This is a genomic window from Paenarthrobacter sp. NCHU4564 (assembly GCF_052156435.1).
Classification (GTDB): domain Bacteria; phylum Actinomycetota; class Actinomycetes; order Actinomycetales; family Micrococcaceae; genus Arthrobacter.
The window spans coordinates 53524-73872 of record NZ_JBQLIS010000014.1 but is presented as its reverse complement, the minus strand read 5'-3'; the positions used below and the strand labels follow the sequence as shown (position 1 = coordinate 73872).

22 protein-coding genes are annotated in these 20349 nt (G+C 63.4%); 9 read left to right on the top strand and 13 right to left on the bottom strand.

Annotated features, from left to right (window positions below):
• Window positions 1-92 precede the first annotated feature (92 nt).
• Window positions 93-611: a DUF421 domain-containing protein gene (locus tag ACSVIE_RS14840; RefSeq protein WP_021472038.1), complete on the bottom strand. Its 519-nt coding sequence runs from the start codon at window positions 609-611 to the stop codon at window positions 93-95.
• Window positions 612-776: 165 nt separating this feature from the next.
• On the opposite strand from ACSVIE_RS14840, the gene ACSVIE_RS14835 reads away from it, so the two are divergent.
• From ACSVIE_RS14835 to ACSVIE_RS14800, 8 genes are all read left to right on the top strand, one after another.
• Complete coding sequence (locus ACSVIE_RS14835; RefSeq protein WP_021472039.1) at window positions 777-2111, top strand: DUF2254 domain-containing protein; 1335 nt, start codon at window positions 777-779, stop codon at window positions 2109-2111.
• 45 nt (window positions 2112-2156) lie between these two features.
• Window positions 2157-2633 carry a hypothetical protein gene (locus ACSVIE_RS14830; protein ID WP_442424339.1) on the top strand — a complete coding sequence of 159 codons (477 nt, stop codon included), beginning with the start codon at window positions 2157-2159 and terminating at the stop codon, window positions 2631-2633.
• A gap of 666 nt (window positions 2634-3299) precedes the next feature.
• Window positions 3300-3551, top strand: coding sequence for a hypothetical protein (locus ACSVIE_RS14825; protein WP_442424338.1), 252 nt, complete (start codon window positions 3300-3302; stop codon window positions 3549-3551).
• 161 nt (window positions 3552-3712) lie between these two features.
• Window positions 3713-4123, top strand: coding sequence for a four-helix bundle copper-binding protein (locus ACSVIE_RS14820; RefSeq protein ID WP_021472041.1), 411 nt, complete (start codon window positions 3713-3715; stop codon window positions 4121-4123).
• 74 nt (window positions 4124-4197) lie between these two features.
• Window positions 4198-4752 carry a DUF305 domain-containing protein gene (locus ACSVIE_RS14815; protein ID WP_021472042.1) on the top strand — a complete coding sequence of 185 codons (555 nt, stop codon included), beginning with the start codon at window positions 4198-4200 and terminating at the stop codon, window positions 4750-4752.
• A gap of 392 nt (window positions 4753-5144) precedes the next feature.
• On the top strand, window positions 5145-5228 hold the full coding sequence (locus ACSVIE_RS14810; protein WP_231942046.1) for a hypothetical protein: 84 nt from the start codon (window positions 5145-5147) through the stop codon (window positions 5226-5228).
• 349 nt (window positions 5229-5577) lie between these two features.
• On the top strand, window positions 5578-6675 hold the full coding sequence (locus tag ACSVIE_RS14805) for an ATP-binding protein (protein WP_021472044.1): 1098 nt from the start codon (window positions 5578-5580) through the stop codon (window positions 6673-6675).
• A gap of 19 nt (window positions 6676-6694) precedes the next feature.
• Entirely contained in the window at window positions 6695-6913 is a 219-nt protein-coding gene (locus ACSVIE_RS14800; RefSeq protein WP_021472045.1) for a hypothetical protein, read from the top strand.
• Between the two features lie 192 nt (window positions 6914-7105).
• Here ACSVIE_RS14800 and ACSVIE_RS14795 read toward each other — a convergent pair whose 3' ends face one another.
• From ACSVIE_RS14795 to ACSVIE_RS14745, 11 genes are read right to left on the bottom strand one after another with little or no spacing between them, the layout of a single operon-like run.
• Window positions 7106-7534, bottom strand: coding sequence for a DUF4913 domain-containing protein (locus ACSVIE_RS14795; RefSeq protein ID WP_021472046.1), 429 nt, complete (start codon window positions 7532-7534; stop codon window positions 7106-7108).
• A gap of 16 nt (window positions 7535-7550) precedes the next feature.
• Window positions 7551-9320 carry a type IV secretory system conjugative DNA transfer family protein gene (locus ACSVIE_RS14790; RefSeq protein ID WP_442424337.1) on the bottom strand — a complete coding sequence of 590 codons (1770 nt, stop codon included), beginning with the start codon at window positions 9318-9320 and terminating at the stop codon, window positions 7551-7553.
• Complete coding sequence (locus tag ACSVIE_RS14785) at window positions 9317-10912, bottom strand: ATP/GTP-binding protein (protein ID WP_442424336.1); 1596 nt, start codon at window positions 10910-10912, stop codon at window positions 9317-9319. The genes ACSVIE_RS14790 and ACSVIE_RS14785 overlap by 4 nt, the downstream gene beginning before the upstream one ends.
• Window positions 10912-12420 carry an SCO6880 family protein gene (locus ACSVIE_RS14780; protein WP_442424335.1) on the bottom strand — a complete coding sequence of 503 codons (1509 nt, stop codon included), beginning with the start codon at window positions 12418-12420 and terminating at the stop codon, window positions 10912-10914. The genes ACSVIE_RS14785 and ACSVIE_RS14780 overlap by 1 nt, the downstream gene beginning before the upstream one ends.
• Window positions 12407-13702, bottom strand: a complete 1296-nt coding sequence (locus ACSVIE_RS14775) for a hypothetical protein (protein WP_442424334.1) — start codon at window positions 13700-13702, stop codon at window positions 12407-12409. Before ACSVIE_RS14775 ends, ACSVIE_RS14780 begins: the two co-directional genes overlap by 14 nt.
• Entirely contained in the window at window positions 13699-14433 is a 735-nt protein-coding gene (locus ACSVIE_RS14770) for a hypothetical protein (protein WP_442424333.1), read from the bottom strand. Before ACSVIE_RS14770 ends, ACSVIE_RS14775 begins: the two co-directional genes overlap by 4 nt.
• A gap of 28 nt (window positions 14434-14461) precedes the next feature.
• Window positions 14462-14731, bottom strand: a complete 270-nt coding sequence (locus ACSVIE_RS14765) for a hypothetical protein (protein WP_442424332.1) — start codon at window positions 14729-14731, stop codon at window positions 14462-14464.
• 18 nt (window positions 14732-14749) lie between these two features.
• The gene (locus ACSVIE_RS14760) at window positions 14750-15352 is read right to left on the bottom strand and encodes a DUF6668 family protein (protein ID WP_442424331.1); all 603 of its coding nucleotides are present in this window, start codon (window positions 15350-15352) and stop codon (window positions 14750-14752) included.
• A 36-nt stretch (window positions 15353-15388) separates the two neighbouring features.
• On the bottom strand, window positions 15389-16894 hold the full coding sequence (locus ACSVIE_RS14755; protein WP_442424330.1) for a chromosome partitioning protein ParA: 1506 nt from the start codon (window positions 16892-16894) through the stop codon (window positions 15389-15391).
• A 43-nt stretch (window positions 16895-16937) separates the two neighbouring features.
• Window positions 16938-17447, bottom strand: coding sequence for a type-specific antigen TSA56 (gene tsa56 / locus ACSVIE_RS14750; protein ID WP_442424329.1), 510 nt, complete (start codon window positions 17445-17447; stop codon window positions 16938-16940).
• Complete coding sequence (locus ACSVIE_RS14745) at window positions 17444-18292, bottom strand: CHAP domain-containing protein (protein ID WP_442424328.1); 849 nt, start codon at window positions 18290-18292, stop codon at window positions 17444-17446. Before ACSVIE_RS14745 ends, tsa56 begins: the two co-directional genes overlap by 4 nt.
• A 482-nt stretch (window positions 18293-18774) precedes the next feature.
• Here ACSVIE_RS14745 and ACSVIE_RS14740 point away from each other — a divergent pair, with 482 nt between their 5' ends.
• On the top strand, window positions 18775-19089 hold the full coding sequence (locus ACSVIE_RS14740; protein ID WP_442424327.1) for a helix-turn-helix domain-containing protein: 315 nt from the start codon (window positions 18775-18777) through the stop codon (window positions 19087-19089).
• Between the two features lie 92 nt (window positions 19090-19181).
• Here ACSVIE_RS14740 and ACSVIE_RS14735 read toward each other — a convergent pair whose 3' ends face one another.
• Window positions 19182-19577 carry a hypothetical protein gene (locus ACSVIE_RS14735; RefSeq protein WP_235521490.1) on the bottom strand — a complete coding sequence of 132 codons (396 nt, stop codon included), beginning with the start codon at window positions 19575-19577 and terminating at the stop codon, window positions 19182-19184.
• Window positions 19578-20349: the final 772 nt, after the last annotated feature.

Sequence of the window (20349 nt, the reverse complement as noted above, 5' to 3'; positions counted from 1 at the left end):
TTGTATGCAAGCGACAATAGTGCTGTTTGGGTGCTGAGGGGTTTATCGGGGTGGGCCCTGGCACTGGTCGGTGCCGCTGGCCGGGCAGCCTGTCAGGACCCGGACATCCCGGTGACTCCGTGCAGCGCTGAGGCGTTGCCGAGCTTGCTCTTGGGGATGACGCTGAGTGTTCCGTTTGTTTCCAGCACCACGGCGGCAACGTCTGCCACATCTCCTGCCCCGGTTGCGCGGATGGCTTGCAGGATTTCTGATTCGCTGAGCCGGTTCTTCCGCAACTGGGAGTGCTGGATTTCCCCGGATACAACCAAAGCTGCGGGCTTGGACGCCACGACGGTACGCGTGGCGGGGACATGCGCAGAGGCCCAGGCGACAGCGAACTGGAGGGCGGCCAGCACCACCAGGGCGGTCAGCCCTTCGAAGAAGGCGACGTCCTGGCTCAGCAAAATGGTCGCAAGGGTTGAACCGAACGCAACGGTGACCAGGAAATCAAAGGCGTTCAACTGTCCCAGGGTTCTCTTGCCCGAGAACCGCAGCAGGATCACCACCGAGGCGTAGGAAGCGGAACCGACAACAACGACGCGGAGGATCTCCGCCCAGGAATCAAACCACATAACAACAAACTCCTTCGACACAACGGGTGGAGAAAAAGATGTTCCCCTGCAAGGACGGACAGTAGTCTTAGTACCCATCGCGGGGTCAATGCCACGGCGCCGGTCACGGTACCGAAGTCAGGCTGTGAGATCTTCAATTCGGCTATCAAGGCGGGAGGCAAACCAGTGAACAGGAAGACTGACCGCTGGGCGGACGCGATCCGGACCCGGCTCTGGCCTGTCCCGACGCTGGCTGTTGCCCTCGCCGTAGCATTGGGGACTGCCCTTCCGGCACTGGATGCAACAGTTGATGGGCAGCTGCCCGGGAGCGTGAGCGTGCTCCTGTTCAGTGGTGGCCCGGAAGCTGCGCGGGCCGTATTGCAGGCGATCGCCGGTTCGTTGATCACTGTCACGTCATTGACGTTTTCCCTAACGGTTGTCACGCTGCAATTGGCCAGCAGTCAGTTCTCCCCGCGGCTGCTGCGGACTTTCTCCGCTGACCGGTTTGTGCACGGGACGCTGGCACTTTTCCTGGCCGCATTCGCATTCGCCCTGACCGTGCTTCGCAGCGTCCGGGGAGAGGGCAGCGGGCATGCGCCGTTCGTCCCGGAAATATCTGTCACGGTCGCGTTCGTACTGGCCATTGCCAGCGTGATCGGGCTTGTGCTCTTCCTCGCCCATCTGACACGGGAGATCCGGGTGGAGACGATGATGCGCACCGTCAACAAAGAAACCCAGGACACTATGGACCGGATCTTTCCAGCGGACCGGCCCGCGCAAGGCCCGGCGCCCAGGCCCTTGGCCGAAAGCTTCCGCATCCAGGCAGAATCCTCAGGTTTCCTCACTTCCTGGGACGAAGCCGCCCTCTTGGAAGCGGCCAACAATTACGGCGCCGTGCTGCGGCTGGACAGGGAACCGGGCAGCTCACTGATACAAGGTTTTCCGTTCGCTACCGCATGGCCGCTGAAGCCGGGAACACCCATCACGGCCAAGGATCGAGCCGCATTCAGCAGCGCAGTCAACGCCGCCGTCGCGACGGGCTTCGAACGCACCAGCGTCCAAGACCTTGGGTTCGGATTCAGGCAACTCGTTGACGTCGCCGTCCGCGCCCTCTCCCCGGGCATCAACGACCCGACCACCGCTGTCCACATCATCGGCCACCTCTCTGCCCTCCTATGCCGCCTCGCCGAACGCGAGGGCGGCCCTGAGCAGCTCACCGACGACGAGGGGCGGGTCCGCGTGGTGCTTCCCCTTCCGTCCCTGCCCGAACTCCTGGGCCTGGCCATGACCCAAATCCGGCACTACGGAGCAACAGATCCGGAAGTGGCCCGCCGACTCCTCCAGCTCTTGCACGAGCTGGCCTTCTGCGACAGGAAACGATCGCTCCGGATGGTGATCCTGGAACACTTGGACCGCCTGCGCGATGCCATCACCGCTTCGTCGCACCTCGAACGGGAGCGCAAGGAGCTGCTGGACGACATTGACACCTGCGCCGCAGTTGTCGCCGACGCGGAAACGTGACAACAACGTGACCTGCACCACTTGACGCGAAGCTAGGCTAAAGAAGTGTCCACAACGAAGTGGCCCACAGCCACTGCTTCCCACAGGCCACCGGCCGCGTCCGGACGCCCCGGCCCGCTGCAGATCGCGTTCATAAGCCTGCTGTTGACCCTGCTCGCAGCGGGAGCAGCCTCCTACTCCCACGGAAGCCGCTACGCCCTGACCGGACACGACACCCCAATTTCCGCCCCTGCCCAGCCCATCGGAGTCACCGAAACACACTCTGAAGCGGCCCCCGCCCATCCCGAGGCCCGGACCGCACTCGCCCAAGCCGGGCACCTGCCGGATCAAAATACCGGAGAAAAACGCTGCTGCGAACGACGGCCGGCCCCTCGCAGCGAACCGGCACCGCTGCTGGCCTGGGCTGTCAATCCGCCCGATCTTCCCCCTCGCGCCACGCAAACGGGTGCCCACGCCCCTGCCCTACCCGGGCCCGAGCTCCGGACGTCCAAGCTCATCACGCTATCGGTCAGTCGTACGTAAAAGCACCCTCGTTCTCCACTCGCCGGTACCTCCGGCACCTTCATGCCGGATAACCTCCCGCAACCCCTGCGCCGGAAGCGCTGCGTCCAAGGACCCCGAACATAATCAGGCCCCAGGCCAGCGCGAAGAAACCATTCATACTTGACCCAAGCGAAAACGGACCACCACCATGGCACAGCACAAAACCACAGCACCCGCCACAGTCCCTGCCGACCCGCAACTGCGTCGGATGCTGGCCACCCACATCCACTGCGGCGAAAAAATGGAACCCGTCCACCTGCCCAACACCCAGGATCCATCCGGGCCGACACCGTCATCCGGCCAGAGGGTGGTCACGTATCGATGCTTCTGCGGATTTTGCTTTGACGAGACACCAAATTAGGACAGAAGCCCGGCAAGAGCTGCGACCAATCTAGTAAGTATGCTGATCTTTTACTAAGGTAGGAAAAAGACACTGACAGCACAACGGAGGGCTGACCCGCTTTGGCACCTGCGTCCGCACGGACTCCGGCCACCTCATGGGCGGTGGCATGCATTGGACTGTGCCTGATCGTGCTGGTCACCGCAGTGAGCGTTTGCTCCGCCGCGCTGTGTGCCCGGATGCAACACCCGGCGGCGCACGGCACCACTGCAGTCCACGCCATACAGCCGGCCAGTAAGGCTGACATGCCGGTTCCAGCGTCCCGGCCTTCAGGCAGTCCGGCCCATGATTCCTGTTGCGTAGCGGACGGGCGCCAGCTCCTTGCCGTCCTTCCGACGCAGCGGCTGCTGCCGGACAACCAGGCGACTGTGATCCAGGTAGAGACCACTGCCGCCGGGAAGGCGGGTCAGGTACCCCTCGGTGCTTTCGATCCTGTCTTGGAAAGACGGGACCATCTGACGCCGTCGTTGTTCGTCCTCTCGATCAGCCGCACGTAAACCGGCCCTTGCCTCCCCCAACCAGCAATTAGAGGGCCGGGCTGGTTGGCGCCGCAGTACCCGGGGGCTGTTCCATGACTGCCACCCCATTTCAGTCGAACCCTGTGGATTCCGGCCGTGGCCTACGGTCCTTGGCCGGCAAGGAGAAGGAGAGAATCACCATGACACACCACGTTTCGTCCATGCTCGACACCTACCCGAAGGACCTGGGCGGGGTGGACAAGGAAAAGCTGGCAGCATGCATCGAGGCCTGCTTTGAGTGCGCCCAAACCTGCACGGCCTGCGCCGACGCCTGCCTGAGCGAGGACATGGTCGCCGAGCTGACCACATGCATCCGTACCAACATGGACTGCGCTGACATCTGCAACACCACCGGGCGGGTCCTGTCCCGGCTCACCGCCTATGACGCCAACGTCACCCGCACCCTCTTGGAAGCCTGCCGCACCGCGTGTAAGGCCTGCGGGGATGAATGCGCCCAGCACGCAGAAATGCACGAACACTGCCGGGTCTGTGCAGACGCCTGCCGCCGCTGCGAACAGGCCTGCCAAGACCTGCTATCCGCACTCGGATAAGCCGCCAACACCGGCCAGCCGTTCCGCCGCCCCGGTAGCGGCGGAACGGTGCCGGCCCGGCAAAGGAGACCCCAATGAGTCCAGCTGACAACCACCCTGACACTCCCAGCGCCCACGGCCAGCTCCCGGGCAAGAAGGACGGCAACACTACCGCCCCGCAGCGGAACGGCGAACACCATTCAAGGATGTACATCAAATTCGCCATCATCATGCTGGTCAGCCTCGGCACCATGTGGGTGCTGTCCATGTCCATGGTGCGCTCCATCGACCACTTCTACTTCAACCTGAGCAACTTCTGGATGGCCCTGCTCATGGTCGCAGCCATGGGCATCATCATGACCCTCGGCATGTGGTCCATGTTCAAGAACCGGAAAGCCAACATCGCCATGCTGGCCGGGTTCGCCGTCCTGTTCGGTGCCGTCTTCGCCCTCGGACGCACCGAGACGTTCGTCGGCAACGAACAATTTCTTAAATCGATGATTCCCCACCACTCCCGGGCGCTGCTGGTCTGCCAGGAATCAGACATCACCGATCCTGAAATCAAGGAGCTCTGCAACTCGATCGTGAAGTCCCAACAAGAGGAAATCAACCAAATGCAGGCAATCCTTGACCGCTACGAACCCGACTGAGAGGACCCTGACACCAAGCCGCGAAAAGGCATGCCGGCAACTCGCTCTGCCAGCTGTACAGGGCCCCGGGCCCGGTCCACTCCCCTGATCCAGCCCCGGCATGACAACCGGGGCGATTACGGCCAGCCAAGACTACGAGAACCACTTGCGGGGCCGCGAGATGCACAGTGTCCGGGGCCAGAGCGGTCCTAATTCCCGCCCGGTGGAGATGGGGGGTCTCTAGTGACTCCCTAACGCCCAACTGCGCAGCACCCGGTTTCGCGAATCCGAAACACGGCAAGCTACGTGGGCTATCCATACGTTTGCTGTTGCCGTAAGCCGATCTGCTCGCTGCGGACCTGAAAGCGGCCATGTAACGCCGGACGGTGATTGATCTGTCGACCGGAATCATCATGGCTGAAAACCGCTGTACCCGGGAACAGGCCTTCGAATTCCTGGATCAGGCATCGCAGAACCCGCAACCAGAAACTGCATGACGTCGCCGCGGACATCATCGGCAAACGAAACGGTGCACGTGTCGCCAACGACCCACTTCGACAACTGAGGCCCGCTGGGCCTCCCACACAAAAGCGAAGCTCGGGAACGTGGAGGGCCCGCACACTGCAGAACGGGCCATCCAGCCCCGCCCTGTGCCTTCGCGAGACTCATCAACCAGGCCAGCTGCATCTCAAGATGCCATCAAGAAGTGGGATGGACCACGCTTTCGACCTGATGAAAGGTCGCGGATCACCGGGGGACAGAAAGGGCCCCTTCTTCGATGTGTGCCCCGGGAGGGTCTAGACTCACAGGGACTCACAAGACTCACAAGGACTCACAGGATCTGCGATGATGAACCCCTTCCGGCCAACGGCCGGCGCCACTCCTCCTGAGCTCATCGGCCGCGAGGGGACTCTTGATGAATTTGAGTATGGCTTGCAGCTTGGTTCCGGGGCGCCCGGGCTGTTAACCATCATTACCGGCGCCCGCGGCATCGGCAAGACTGCCCTGCTCAGTGAAGCCCAGGACAAGGCCGCCCAGCAAGGATGGGTGGTCATACCGGAGACCGCCACGCCCGGGTTCCTGGGGCGGATGGGTGAGACCATGCGTGTCCATTTGGAGGAGCTCGGCTCCGGCCCGGCAGGGCGGAGGGTCACAGCGTTGGGGGTGGCTGGTTTCACCGTGACCACGCAGTTGCCGCCGGAGCGCCAGGTTGACTGGCGGCGGCTGGGAAATCAGCTGCTGAAAGTTCTCGCGGAGCAAAAGACCGGCCTGCTTTTCACCGTTGACGAAATCCACTCGGCAGACCGGACGGAACTGTCCCAGCTCGCCGCCGACGTCCAGCACTTCGTCCGCGAGGGACTCCCGATCGGGCTAATCTTCGCCGGACTGCCGGCAGCAGTCTCGGACCTGCTCAACGAGGGAGTGGCAACGTTCCTGCGCCGTGCAGACCGCATTGACCTGCACGCCGCGACCATCACGGCGGTCGAGCGCTCCTACGCCAGGACCTTCCGCGATACCGGCATCAGCATCAGCGATGACCTGGTCCAGCACGCGGCGAAGGCCACCGGAGGGTACCCGTTCCTGATCCAACTCATCGGCTACCAGCTCTGGCGACAAGCCGAAATCAACAACATGGCACTCGAAGAAAAGAACGTCCACCAGGCCATTGACGCCGCCATCCGCCGTCACGAGACCACGGTGATAGAGGCCGCACTCTCCACGGCATCGGATAAGGACAAGGATTTCTTGCGTGCCATGGCCGTAGACGACGGCCCTGTCGCCGCCGGTGACATCGGAAAGCGGCTGGGCGCCAAGTCCAACGTCGTCGCCAATTACCGGAACCGGCTCATCGCTGCAGGACTCATCGAAGCCCCCGCCTACGGCAAAGTCGACTTCACCATCCCGGGCCTGCGGGAGTACCTCCGCAAGACAAGCGACCGATAACGAAGCTACGGAGCGCGCCATGACCAGGCCTGAGAACCACTTCATCCTCTCCGACGAAGACCTCATCAAAATAAGAGCTGCCGCCCGGATACTTGAGGAGCTGGATTCAGCCCGCCCTGCGGAAATGAATGAACTCTTCTACGCAGCCCACTACTGGGACCTACTGGAATCCCTCCGTGACTTGCTGGAAATGCTCGACTTCGGCAATACGACCGAGCATCGCGGCGCCCCCGGGTAAGCCTCAACCAACTAACTTGCCGCCCATCCGTCAAGGCTCATGTGCTGGACCACGTGTGCACATCCAGGGCGTACCATCCGAAGGTTTTGGACGAAACCGGTGCCGAGAACACTCTGCTGCGCTATGGGACGCTCTTACCGTTATCGGCTTTGTTCTGTGGGGACACGGCCCGACGGGGCGTTTTCGTACAGGTCAGGGCTGGATGGTTCTGGCGTCTGGAAACCAGCCGTCGGGTGCTTTCCTGGGTTCGAGGAGTTCGGGTTCGCGGTGTTCTTTCATGTCGCAGTTGTAGAACGGCCCTTGAGGGTCCAGGAGGACGCGCATGTGGTGGTCTGCGTGGTCCCGCCACCAGACGCTCATGCCGGTTGCCGGGTCAAGGCGAAGGTGCTCCCAGGCCCGCCAGAGTGCTGCGACCCGGGAGACGGCTTCGGGGTGGAAGTACCATTCGGTGCACCACTTGGCCGACTTTCCCGTGACGTTGCGAACATAGGTGGGCAGCAGCTGTTCATGGAGGAATTCTTCGGCGGATCCGTAGACGAGTTCCGGCGCTTTCTCTTCATCCCGGCCGTTCACAGTCGGCAGCGGCGTGTCCGTGTCGTACAGGTCGAAGTCATTCGCCATTGGGACCTTGTCCTTCCTACTTTGTGACCCAGGGATTAGCCGCCGGTTCGGCGGGCACGGAGGCGGCAGGTTCTTCGGGGCGCGGGCTGTATTTCGTGATGGAGGACTCCACGGCGTCCTTGTGGGGTCCTGTGTACCAGGGCATGGTCCGCACCAGGGTGGCCGGTGCACCGGAGGCGAGAACGACGGCGCGGCCGCGGTCGAGCTCGGCGAGGTTGGAGACGTCGAAGATGCGCTCTTTGCCTTCTTGACGGGAGCGGCTGGACCCGGATTTGCCGGAGGACGTGGAGACGTTGATGTAGCTGTAGTCCCCGATCAGGTCCGAGAGCGCGCGAAGGAATCCTTCTTCGGCGACGCCGCCGCCGTAGACCTTGACGTTCGCAGCTGACCAGATTTTCCGCATGTTCGCCTCGCCCCACAACTCGACACCTTGGGACCAAGACTGCAGGACGCCCATGACGATCAGGCCTTTGGAGCCGTAGTGGCTGAACTGGTCCGGCAACCCGGCCCACCGGACGACGTTGGCCAGCTCATCGAGCGCGAACAGACCAGGTTGGGGAAGCCGGCCGCCGGAGCGTTCGGCTCGTTCTTCCATGGCCTCAGCGATCGCCACGGTCAGGGCTGTGGTGAGCGGCGCGGCGGAGCCGGCGCCTTCCTTGGAGAGGATGTAGATCGTTTCCTGCGACGTGGCGAAGGCGTGGGGGTTGAACTGGCGGCGGGTGTCGGTGTCCACTGTCGCTCCCCCTGTCGGGGCGACCCACCGGAGCGTGTTGCGGCTCTTGAGGCATTGGATCATCTTCTCTGCCGTGCCGAAGATCCCATCGCGCTGCTTGTCAGCCAGTTCAAGCGTGGATTCCAAGCCCTTGTACTGCAACTCGTAGTCGTGCTCTTTGAGGATGTTGATGGGTTCCCGGTTCACCTGCTCGGTCACCCACAGATACACCTGTGTGATGGGCAGTTCCCCGAGCGCGGCCGCGAGGAAGTACGAGGAGAGGACGTCCTCAGCTTTGGGATCAAAGTAGGCATCGGGCTTGGACCCGGGCACACGGGACCCGGCTGAGAAGTGCTGGGTGAGTTTGTACGCTTTCTCCTCGTCGGTGACGTAGGAGAGCGGGTTCCACCACCAAGTGGGTTCTTCCTGGGCGATCTTCTGCGGATCGAACACCCACACCGGGGCGACCAGCTCCCGTACGCCACGGGTGCCGTCCACGACGTCGCGCTTGTTCGAGGTCGACACCACCGCACCGGGTGCGTCCAAGATGGCCGGTATGACCCGGGAGGTTGATTTACCGGTCCGCGGCCCCCAGATGTCCAGGGACAGGTCCTCCCAGGACTGGATGAACTTCTGCCCCGTTGAGACGACTTTGCCGACCACGATGCCCGGAGTGTCCGTGACGCCCAGGCGCTCGGCCGTGGCCTTGGCTCCCTTCTCCGAGAACGCGTGCAGTGCTTTCCCGCGGCCAAGGTACCGGGCTGCCTTATCGACACGGGCGCGCTTGGACGCACCACTCCGCCAGGCAACAAGCACGACAGTGCCCAAGGCCAGCACCACACCGGCCATCAGGCAGACAACGACCGTGGCCCCGGTCGGCCACGGCACCCGGCCCTTGATCAGGCCGGCGATCAGATCAACAGGGTGCGCCGGTGGTGCCTGAAGGCCTGCCATCGCCGAACCCAGGTGCAGTGCCGCGTAGCTGCTGCCGCCGCCGACGACGATGAAACCGATGGCGAGCCAGACCAGCAGGGCGTCACCAACCCCGATTCCTTTGCGGTTTGGTGCGCTCACTGGGTGCCTCCTTCACTGGGCGGAACCGGGGCTGCCGGTTCAAGCAGGGTCTTCGATGTGGTGCTCCACTTGGCATTTGTGTCGTTGATGCCTTCGGGGCCTTTCTCCAAGGACGTGAGCCCAACCTGGACGGGGATCCCGGGACGGCCGCCGACCTTGATGAGGAACTTCCCCCTGCCCGGGGGTTCGACATCGACACCGCGGGAGTCCCACGCGGGCGGGTCCTGCCAGCTAATGAGTTTGTGCTGCTCTTGCCGGGACAGCGGAATAGCGGAGGTCAGCTGGGGCATCTCCGAGGCGGGCAGTCCGCCGCAGATGACCATGCCGGAGCGTTCGACGAAGCCGCGGGCCTTCATCCGGTCTTCCTCGGCCGGTAGGGCCAGCAAATCGGACATGGTGTGGGAGATCATGATCTGACCGACACCGACGGAACGGTTCAACCGGGTCAGTGCGTCCACACGGTCCACCATTCCTTTCCCGGCCCGGAGCGCCCGCCACAGCTCGTCCAGGACGACGAAGTAGTTCCGGCGCGGTTCCAGGCCGGCGTCGGCGAGGGCGTTGGCGACGTTGACCGTGCCGAAACCATAGGACCAGCACGCGAGCAGAATGGCGGCCTGCAGGTCAGTTTCGGTCTCATCAATGCTGGAGACATCGAAGACGACGGCACGGTCGCGGACCATCGGCTCGGAGGTTTGCCGGGAGAAGATCTCTCCCAGCTTCCCGCCACCGGTGAGCCCCAGAAGGGTAGCCTCCAACGCCCGGGTCTCGCGCTGGTAAATGGTCATATCGCCGCGGTCCAGTGCGACTTGCCGTAGCTCGTCGGGGGCGGAGACGATCACATCCAGCAGGTCTTTTAGGACCGGGATGCCGTCGAAGCGGTCATCGAGGACCCGCAGGGCGCGGTCCAGGATGGTTTGTTCCTGGTCGGTGGGCGGGTTGTTCCGGCTGATCGTGATCAGCGAGACTACCATGGTCAGGCGGCGACCGTGAGCGTCGGCACGGACCCTGGCTGCGTCCTCTGGGTGGCCGTTCTCTTCCAGGAGCTGGGCGGCTTCGACAGCCTGGCCGGGGTCCAGGATGTTCAGGTACCCGACTCCGCGGCCAAGCCGGATGACCTGCCCGCCCAGGGCTTTGACAGCTTTGACGTGCTCTCCTTTAAGGTCACCCAGGATCAAGGGGTGCACCCCTTGGGCGGAGAGCCCGATGAACATGCGCCGCACCACGGTGGATTTGCCCAGCCCTGGTTTGCCGAGGATGAACGCTGAGGGGTTGGAGATCAGCCGGGCGCGCTGGAACCAACTGATCGGGTCGCAGCAGACCGTGGCCTGGGTTTCCTCGTGCCGTCCCAGCGGGACACCGATCATGGGCGAGGACGCTCCGGAGGAGAACGGCCACAGGCCGCAGACCTGCACGGTCGTTCCCCTGTACTCCCTCACGGAGGGGACGAGTTGGGCCAGGCCTCCACCGCGGCCGGGCCAGCCACGGGCGCCCGGCCCGGCCTCGCGCGGCTGTTTCCCGGCCGTCGTCGCCGCGGTCTTCGCAGGAGCAGTGCTGTGCTTCGAGGAACGAGTGAAGAACTTCATCGGGGCCATCAGAGGGCGTCCTTAATCTCGGACGGGACCATGCTGTGCTGGGGCAGCACCAGACCCAGGGGCAGGGACGCGGCGAACGCGGTGTCCTGGGATCCGTGGGCGCGGCGGAGCAACACCCGGGCGGTGCCGGAGGTCTGCTCGACGGCCGCGACGGCGTCTGCGAGGCGCTCGGCGTCGGTCACGGTGGCGGTGACGACCATGCCGAAGTTCACCAACCCGGCTCCTTGGGCTTCTTCCTGCGCGGTCTGCGCCGCTGACCGGGCGTCCACCAGGGCACGGGCGGAGGGGCGGGTTCCGGAGGTGATGCGGACGTTGGCGTTGTTCTGGTCCCGCTCGACCACGGCCGCGGCGCAGGCCGAGTCCATCGGACGGTACAGCAACGACACGCGTTTGCGGTCAATGTCCCCGTGCGGGGCCAGCAACCGGGACAGGACCGAGGAGTTCACCGACCCGCGCGGGGCACCGGTCATCGTCCAGGAGACCGAAAACGCGGAATCGTGCCGGTAGTCCTCCCAGCTGGCCTGTGTCGCGGTGGGGCCGACCTCACCCCACGTCAGCGATACGGGGGAACCTGCCGCGTGGGCTTCATCGATGATCAGTGCCGACGGCGGGTCGTAGGCGATCCGGACGACCTCGCAGAGTTCCTGGGCCGACATGGGCCGGGCAATCCCGGCACCAGTGGACTGCAAGCGTGCCGAGAGGCCCGGGATCCGCGAGGCCAAGTCGCGGGCAACATCTTCCGGGGTCCGTTTCTTGGCCCCGGCCCGGATGGCGGCGTTGAACGTCAACGACACCCAGGCCCGGACCGTGGCTGATCCTTCCGGGTAGGTGTCCACAACCTCGTGCAGCATGTCCCGGGCAAACGCCGGTGCGGCCGGGTCGATGTTGGCCAGCACTTCATTGCGCAGCCGGTACCCCGAATCGGGGGCGGTTTCCACGGTCACGGCCGCTCCGTCCAGTCCTGCTTCATCGGCCAAGGACGCGAGCCAGCCGCCCCAGTTCGCGACCCACGCATCGACCTGCTCGGGGTCAACCAGGGAGGCCCCGTCGGGTTCGGTGGAGAAGATCACGGTGAAGTGACTTGTCGTGGGTACGTGCAGCACAGCGAAGGGCCGCTTGTAGGAGTCAGCGAATTCGTACAGAGTCGACTTCGCCGCCAATCCGGGGAGCTGGTACATTCCCCACCCGGTGACACCGAGCGGGCCGGACCGGTAGATGTTCGTCCCGGAGGACCTGGAGATCTTGAAGGCCATCCGCGTGCCGAAGCGTTCAATGATGGACTGGCCGTGCTTGTCCGTGACTGTCATCAGCAGCACGCTGACACCGGCAAAGGCAAGAACGCCCAGGCCAACAAGCAGGCCCCACAGGGCGAAGCTCACAATGCCCATAAGGAGTCCACCAAAGAAAATGACTGTAGTGACCGTGCCGAGGTTGGCCAGCCCGGCCGAGCGCGGTACACGCCAGTTACCGTAGGACGGTTCTTTGTACTCGGTGTTAATTGCTGCCACTGGGTCCCTCCCCTGCTGAATCCTGCGCGGTCTTTTCGATGGCTTGCGACGTCCTGGACGCCAGCTGTGCCCCTGCAGCGACAGCCACACCGGCCGGGCCAGCTGCCGCTGCGCCCCCGCTGGCTCCGGCCGCCGCCGCACCTCCATTGGCACCGGTTGCGGCTCCTGCGGTTCCAGCGGGCCCTGCCTTGGACGTTTCAGCGGCGCCGGCGGCCCCGCCTGGACCTGTTGAGCCCGGAGTGGGTTGCCCTCCACCGCCACGGGGGGCGGATGTTCCCTCGCTGCCCTTGGGCGAACTGCCAGTGTGCGTGCTCTGGGTAGTTTGGGTGTTCGTTGAGGATGCGGGAGTCGGCGACGCGTTGCCCCTGCCGTTGCCGCCACGGCCGAGGGACACGGCACCGGTTGCGATCGCCCCGACCGCTGCTCCCGCCCCGGCACCGCCGCCCGAGGCCACGGCACCAACCATCGGCGTCACAAACCGCATCAGGGCCGGCAGAGCAAACAAGGCCACGACCATCAACGTGAATCCCGTAATGGAACCGACCAAGGCACCCTGGCCTTTGCCGTCCATGAGCAGGAACGCGACCGAGTAGACGATCGCCGCGGCTGGTTTGTAGAGGATGAAAGCGATGGTCCAGCCGACGGCCTTCTGGAACCACTGCCTCCCCATCTCCGTGTTGGTGAACGAGGCAGTGGTGGGCAGGATCCCGGCGAGGATCACGAGCATGCCGCTGCGAACCACCATCAGGACAATCTGAATAAGAGAGGCCAGCAGGCCGACAAGCCCTAGAACGATGAGAATGAACACTCCGACACCGGTTTGGTTCGTCATGATCAATAGCTGCATCGATTCAGCGAAACCCTTGCCGTCGGTTGAACGGTCGATAACCTCGGCTGCCAAAGCATCGGCCGCGGTCACCAGAATGGCGATGACTGCCAAGCCGAGACCCGAGACCAAGGTCAGGGTCATCAGAGAACGCAGCAGATCTTTGAGGGGTGCCCCTCGCTGTTCCCAGATCAGCCGGATCCCGCCCACGATGACGGTCAGAACTGCCAACGCCAAGGTCCATGGCGTTAGTTCGTTGTTGACGATGGAGACAACCGGGCTGGGAGCCTCCCCGTCCTGGCTGGTCAGGTTCACCGTTGGAGTCGAAACCCAGAAGGTAGACAGAGTTGTCACCATCTGGCTCATGCCCTCAAGGATGGCTTTGGCCAGGTTGCCCATGGCGTCATCTGTCAGGCCGGAGATCCAGTCGCCAACCGGGTTCCACACTGACCTCATGCGCCGCTCCAGGGGATGAAGCCTGAGAGGTCACGGATTTGGCTCGGTTCCTCCAGTGGTGCACCGGTATCGGCCACGACACCTTTCCAGTCACCGTTTTGCCAGAGAAGGGTGGTGCGGACGGACGCGAGGGCGCCGGTGTCTGCTTTGAAGGCCAGATCCACGACCGACTGATTCGCCGTGTACGAAACGTTGAATCCCGCAACTTGGACTTTGACAGTACTCGACGGTGCAGATGATTGCGGGGCTCTCATGCCGGCATCGCGGCCTGGGCCTTCAGCGGCAAGCTGGTCAGCAATCGCGCGTTCCTTGGAAGGATCACTGCCCAGGGCCCAGAGGTTGACTGCTGCGTACAGGGCCCCTTGTGGCGAGTGGGCAAAGCACGACCTTATGCCTTGATCATCAGTCTTGCCCGGACCGATTTTGGGATCCGCTGGGGCCGCCATCGTGCCAACCAGTTCCCACTTCGTTGCCGGAGCCTTACCCAGTGCCTTCTCCGTCGAGGCGGGAAGCCCGCAGATGCTGGCGTCTGCCGCGGCGGACTTGCTGGGGCTAGCAGCGGCCCAACTGGTCGACTCTTCGGGTGCGGGTTGTGCGTTTTCCTGTCCTTTGGGGATCAGGAAGATGACGATGGCTGCTGCGATCAGGGCGACCACCAGGGCGGCGGCAATGATGAAACCGGGTTTGGTGAACGGATTGGCCTCGGTGGTGCTCTCTGTTGACTGGCTCAAGGGTGAACCTCCCGTTGTTGGTGCTGGTTTAGACGAAGGCTCGGACGATTCCGGCGGCGCCGGTGATGATGATGCAGCCCAGTACGACCCAGCCGAGCTTTTCCAGGGATTCGGCGCCTTCGCCGCGACGGAGTTTGATGACCATGGTGATGCCGACGATGATGATGCCGAGGACGCCGAGGACGAGGCCGATACCGGAGGCCCAGTTCAGGACGGTGAGCAGGCCGCCGGCTTCCTTGGGGACTTCCGGTTTGGGGTCGGGAATGACACTGGTGGCGATGGCGGTGAGAGCGTTCATGGTGGGACCTTTCAGTGGTTAGTGCTTTGGGGTGGTTTCTGTGGCCAGGGCAGCTATGTCGGTGAGGAAGCGCTGGTATTGACTTGCCGGTGGTGGAGTCGTGGGGTTGCCGTGCCGCCATGCCTCGACCCAGGGAAGGATCCAGAGGCGGGGTGCTCCCCCGCCGGCTATCGCTGCGAAGTCCCGTAGCGCCTTGGGGGTCTTTCCGGGGGCGTCCGCCAGGACGGCCAGTCCGATCAGTTCAACCTCGGGTGCTGCTCCTGAGGCCCATTGGGTCAGGGCGCTTTGAGCGCTGGTGAGCCCGCGCATGTCGGCGCGGCAGACAAGCAGCACCCGGGGCTTGCTGCCGTCCTGCAGGACGGGCCAGGCGTGGCCCGTCGGGCGTGCCCCGTGGAGCAGGTCTGCGATCCGGCTCTCGCCCGCTCCTCCATGGCTACCGATAATCCACAGCGCCGCGGCACCTGACATTTCACGGCTGGACAGACGGTCGGCGGTGTCAGGGGCGACCATGCCCCGCAGCGGGGTGCTGATCGCCGCAGCTGGTGGGACGTGCACGCTGGGTGTGTCCTCTTCGACGTCGGCGGCAGGGCTGGTGATCCAGGGGTTCAGAGAGAGTTGCATGGTTCCTCCTTTCGTCGGTCTGTTTGGATGGGGTGGTTAGAAGCCCTTGGCGACGGCGGCTGCAGCGACCAGCCAGGCCCGCTGGGTGGCGGGTTGGAGGGCTTCGTAGCGGATGGGGCCGTTGACCAGTGCCGGGTCGTAGGGGATCCGGACAACGGCTCGGACGAACGGCTCGAAGCCGTCGGCGATCCGCTGTGCCTCCGCTTTCGCCCGTTTCAGGGCTTCGCCGGTCATGCTGCGTTTGGCGTCGGTGGATTCGGAGACGATCACGACGGCGTTGCGTGCCAGTTCGGCGTCGTGGCCACCGCGGGATTCGAGGGTCTGCAGCGTCAGCCGGGCGGCTTCTGCGCGGTCTTCGATAGCGGTGACCGGGACGACGAGCTGGTTGGTGTGATCGATCATCCGGCGCCAGTTCGCTGCACGTGCGGTGTTGCCGGAGTCCATGACCACCAGGCGGTAGTAGCGGGTGAGTACCTGGTGGGCGATGTCCACTTCCTCGGCGGTGACTTCGTGGTCGCCTTCTTCGTTCTCATCAGAGCGCAGCACGTCGAACTTGTCGGCCGTCTGGTGGTGGACGAACTTGGCGATCTCGGCCGCGTTCGTCGACGGCGACAGCAGTTCCGTGGAGGAATCGATGAGGTCCAGGACGCTGCGGTTGTGCGCGCCTTTTTCCGTGCGCCATCCCAGGGTGCCTTGGGATTCGTTGTTGTCCCAGGCGACCGTTGCCGCGCCGCTGTAGCGGGCAAGGATGGCCGAGAGCATCACCACCGTAGGGGTCTTGTTGGCCCCGCCCTTGCGGTTGACCACAGCAATGGTCCTCGGTCCTGGCCAGTGCTGGCTAACCGTGCGGATATCCTCCCGCTCAGCCACTTCCTCAGGCGAAGGGGCCATCCGGAACCCCAGGCGGGTGAATGCCCCACGCCAGCCCTGTGTGGCCGGTTCCAGCACCGGAGCGCTGACCAGAAACGAGGTTTCTTTCAAACTGCGCCGGGTCAGAGGTTCCTCCGGAGCCACGGCATCAGAGACCGTCGGTCGGTTCGAGCTGGCAGGCTCATGGGCAGCAGCACCATCTACTGCTGACGTATCGGGCTCCTTGGGGGCCGGAACCCAGGCCTGGTTCTCCACCGGGGGCGTCCCCTCTTCGCGTGCTGCCGGCACTGAGGGGGCAAGGATTGGGTCCGGGGCCACCACGGGGACTGTCCCGTTGCTGGCCGAGGCTACGGTCTCGGGTGTTGTTTCCGGAGCTTGTGCCCGGCGGCGGGTCGGGCGGGCTTCGTAGACGACGGATTCGATCTTGTTGTCCGGGTGGACGACCAGTTCGCCGTGCCCTTCGGGGTCCTCGATCTGGACCCGGACAGGGCGCTGGAGTGTTTGTGCTTCTCCGACCACGAGAGCCAGGGCGTTGTTGCGAAGGTCCTGCAGGGTGTCCCCGTCGGGGACAACGCGGGAGTTGCCCGCGACGACGACCTCGGCAGTTCCGTTGTCGCGGACAATGGCCCTGATGCTTGGGAAGGCCAGGACCTCGGTTGGTGTCGTACCCATGAACGTTCTTCCTTTACGTGTGTGAGATGGACAGGTGCGGCGCTTAGGGCGTTGGTGGTGCGAGCCGGTTGACCTTCCAGTGAGCGTCCTTGCCCGTACGGAGCAGCTGCAGCGTGTAGGTCCCGGCGTTGGTGGGCACAGCTGCTGTGACGCCGTAGCCGTTGGCCTCATCGACGTTCAGGGCGACCGGTCCGGTCACCCGGCTGGCCGGGATGTTGGCCGGGTCCACGGCTGAGTAATCGGCGGTGGCCTGCGGGGTGAGCCACCGGGCAAGATCATTCGCCCACTGCTCCTCCTCCACGGACGGGCGGGCGAAGTCGGCCATGGCCTTCTGCGCGACGTCCACGGCCCGGTCCTTGCTGTCCTGATCCCAGGGAATGCCCACGGTGGGCGGGACGGTTCCTCCCGGTGCCTGCGGGCCGCTGGTGGCGCCCAGGGAGACCGGGGCAGACGGTGTGGCCGATCTCTGTGTGGGGGCCGGTGCGGTGTTCGCTGCCGGTGCGCACCCGGCGCACACGAGGGCCACGGCGGCGAGAACCAAGGACCTTTTCACTTCTTCTCCTCATGGCTGGGCAGGTACAGGAACGCCGAAGGGGCACTGCTGCTGACGGTCCGGGTGTAGTAGCTGTGGTCATCCGGTGGCGGGTTGCCGTTGTAGCCCTCTTCGACGAGCGTGCCGTCACCCTTGACCTCCTTGACGACGGCCACGTGACCGAAAACCGGGTCCGATCCCCCGACGCCTGGTGCGTACCAGACCACTGCACCGACCCGCGGTGTCTTGCCGGTAGGCCAGCCTTTGGCGTCCCAGCCGGCCTTCCACGTCACAGCAGACCCGAGGGCCGGCCCGTCCGGACGGAAGTTACCGTTGAGGAACCTAAACGGTGCGCTGGAGGAACCCATCTGCTGGTTCACCCTCCACAGGGCGAAGTCCACGCATTCGCGGTGGAACATGCCCAACGGTGAAGCCGCAGCTGAGCCTGCTCCGGCCTGCATCCAGGTCGGTGAGTCCTTCCACGGGTAGTCATCCCCGGCGCCGGACTTCCCCGGGATACCGCACTCACCGCCCTCAACGGAGAACTTCCCGTCGGAGAGGGCTTGGACGATCTTGACCGCCTCGGGCCAGTACTTCTGGTAGTGGTAAGGGTCCGCGTTGCGCTGGACCTTGTTCCCGGCGAGGGTCGGCTCCAACAGCTCCCAACCCGGCACGCCCTGCAGCGCCTTGATGAAGTTCGTCGCACTGATGGTCGGGTCCATCCGGTCCGTGTAGGAGCCCCACGCGCCGTTGTCGCGCTGTTGGAACAATCCACGGGAGTCCGGCCCGGGACCGTCGCCGTAGTCCAGAACACGCAGCCCCGACTCCCCAAGGGCCACCATGATGCTGATGGTCTGACCCTTCACGGAGAGATTCAGAGCCTTACCGGCTCCCAAGACACTGGCCGCGTTCTTCAACTGCTCCGTCGAGAACCCAGCAACTTTTGCGGTGCCGCCCAGGACAACTGATACAGGACCACAATCTGTAGTCGCTGGCTTCGCCGGAGTCAGAATCAGCATCAACGTGAAGACAAGCCCAATGAAAAGGCTAAAAGTAGCCGTCAGCGCCACGACAGTTAGAGACTTACGCTGGTCCATTAGGCACCCTCGTCAAATGCAACCGACCGGCGAGCCGAACATGCAGGGTTAGACCCAGTTGCAGAAAGTTGCCCCGCGGACTCTAAGCGAATCCCAGCAGAGGGCGGGACATTGAGCTGTGTTGGGCATGCTGGAATCGCAGGCTCCCAGGGACTGGCAGCCGTCAAAACAGTCCCTACTCTTCTATTTAATGAAAGAGTGGGGCAAATGGAACGAGTAGTACCCGTGCTGAGATCAGGCAAGATGAACTTATGCCGCGCCTGATTAGACCGACACTGCCTGCCGACGTTGAGTTGGCCATCACTTACATGGGGGGCCGTGCTCAGGTCGACATCCTGCGGCAGCTGGCAGTTCTCGGTCCGTCTACGATCAGCCAACTGCAAGAAGTAGTTCAAATAGGGCGATCGAGCTTGAATCGACACCTTGATGGGCTGGCTAGCGCGGGGCTGGTGGAAACGGATCCGCCTGAGGGGCTGCGCCACGGAAAGGACGTTACTTATGCCGTGCGGACGCGCCGCATCCGTGACCTGGCGCTGGCTTACCTTGAATATATCGAGGGTCGCTAAGGCAGTCGCTTTAGGAGCGAGCCGTCGCCAGGTGTTCTGCACGTCGAGCATGCAGCTACACTAACACGTTTGAAACATGTTTCGAACATGATTCACGGTGAGTTGGGACCGTCTTTCTCCAACTCGTCCACTTCGTCCAGGAGCGCGTTTATAGCTTCAAGGGTCTTCACATCAATGTCACCCAAAGTGCGGGCTGCGATGTTCTTGAGCCTATTACGCCGCATTTTCTTAAGGAGCTGAAGTTCCCGCTCGATACGTTCAGGAAGATCGCCGGCATCCTCCGTGAGGTAAGCAGGATTGATATCAAAGAACTTGGCCAGGGCGACCAACGCTTCGGCTGGCACGACCTCCGGTGACTCTCCTGACCTGATGCGCCACCACCGGGTTCTAGATAGCTCATATCCATGCTCACGAACACCGGCCTGGATATCAGCGAATTCGTAGGGTTGTCCACCCTCCGCAACAACGACGTCCAGCAACAAGTTCACCTTGCGCGCAAGAGTCTCTGCTCGCGCAAGCCGATCTCGTGCAAGCTCACCGCCTGCCATCACTCAACCCCATCCAACGTTACGGTGGCCGTTCGTGCCGCCTCTTCTCTGGCCGTATTCGGCTGGACCAATTTTCCATACCACCGGCGAACTGCCAAATCCCACATTACCGGTTCAGAATTCCACTCCTGTGTGTGGCCAGAGCAGTTGAACTCTATGAGTTCGACGAGGTGCCCATGAGACTCGGCAAAATGTCTTGAGCTCTGGATAGGAACCGACCAATCGTTTCTGCTGTGAAGGATCAGGGCTGGCACCTCAATTGGATTGGTGAAACGTGCGTTGTCGGATGCGCTTATCCTTAGGGGTTCGTCGAGTCCTGCCAGCCAGTTCAGTCCTCTTATAGCCGCGACATGCGCGACCATTGCCCCCATGAACCCTGGCAACCTTTGATGCCGAGCGTTGGCCCGCAAGACGTCAAGCCAAGAAAGTACAGGCGAAACCAGGACGAGGCCTTTGATCATGTGTGCAAGACGCGAACGGTGAAGGGTATTAACGGCCATGGTGGCGCCAAGAGACCATCCGAAAACAATGCACTGGGTTGCTCCACGGGAGGCGGCGAAATCCAGGGCGTCTTCTAGGTCCATCCATTCTGACTCGCCAAGGTGCGAACGGGAATCAGGCGAAGCAGGCCCCTCACCATCGTTGCGGAATGACATGACGAGGGATGTCATGCCAAGAGCGGTCGCAGTCGCCACACCGCGAAGAGTCTGCC

Excerpts from the sequence above, each read along its gene's own strand:
- ACSVIE_RS14795 (WP_021472046.1), bottom strand. The coding sequence starts at position 7,534 with ATGGCGAATGACTTCGACCTGTACGACACGGACACGCCGCTGCCGACT.
- ACSVIE_RS14820 (WP_021472041.1), top strand. The coding sequence starts at position 3,713 with ATGACACACCACGTTTCGTCCATGCTCGACACCTACCCGAAGGACCTG.
- ACSVIE_RS14840 (WP_021472038.1), bottom strand. The coding sequence starts at position 611 with ATGTGGTTTGATTCCTGGGCGGAGATCCTCCGCGTCGTTGTTGTCGGT.
- ACSVIE_RS14775 (WP_442424334.1), bottom strand. The coding sequence starts at position 13,702 with ATGAGGTCAGTGTGGAACCCGGTTGGCGACTGGATCTCCGGCCTGACA.
- ACSVIE_RS14760 (WP_442424331.1), bottom strand. The coding sequence starts at position 15,352 with ATGCAACTCTCTCTGAACCCCTGGATCACCAGCCCTGCCGCCGACGTC.
- ACSVIE_RS14740 (WP_442424327.1), top strand. The coding sequence starts at position 18,775 with ATGCCGCGCCTGATTAGACCGACACTGCCTGCCGACGTTGAGTTGGCC.
- ACSVIE_RS14810 (WP_231942046.1), top strand. The coding sequence starts at position 5,145 with ATGGCTGAAAACCGCTGTACCCGGGAACAGGCCTTCGAATTCCTGGAT.
- ACSVIE_RS14800 (WP_021472045.1), top strand. The coding sequence starts at position 6,695 with ATGACCAGGCCTGAGAACCACTTCATCCTCTCCGACGAAGACCTCATC.
- ACSVIE_RS14755 (WP_442424330.1), bottom strand. The coding sequence starts at position 16,894 with ATGGGTACGACACCAACCGAGGTCCTGGCCTTCCCAAGCATCAGGGCC.
- ACSVIE_RS14825 (WP_442424338.1), top strand. The coding sequence starts at position 3,300 with ATGCCGGTTCCAGCGTCCCGGCCTTCAGGCAGTCCGGCCCATGATTCC.
- ACSVIE_RS14805 (WP_021472044.1), top strand. The coding sequence starts at position 5,578 with ATGATGAACCCCTTCCGGCCAACGGCCGGCGCCACTCCTCCTGAGCTC.
- ACSVIE_RS14815 (WP_021472042.1), top strand. The coding sequence starts at position 4,198 with ATGAGTCCAGCTGACAACCACCCTGACACTCCCAGCGCCCACGGCCAG.
- ACSVIE_RS14785 (WP_442424336.1), bottom strand. The coding sequence starts at position 10,912 with ATGGCCCCGATGAAGTTCTTCACTCGTTCCTCGAAGCACAGCACTGCT.
- ACSVIE_RS14765 (WP_442424332.1), bottom strand. The coding sequence starts at position 14,731 with ATGAACGCTCTCACCGCCATCGCCACCAGTGTCATTCCCGACCCCAAA.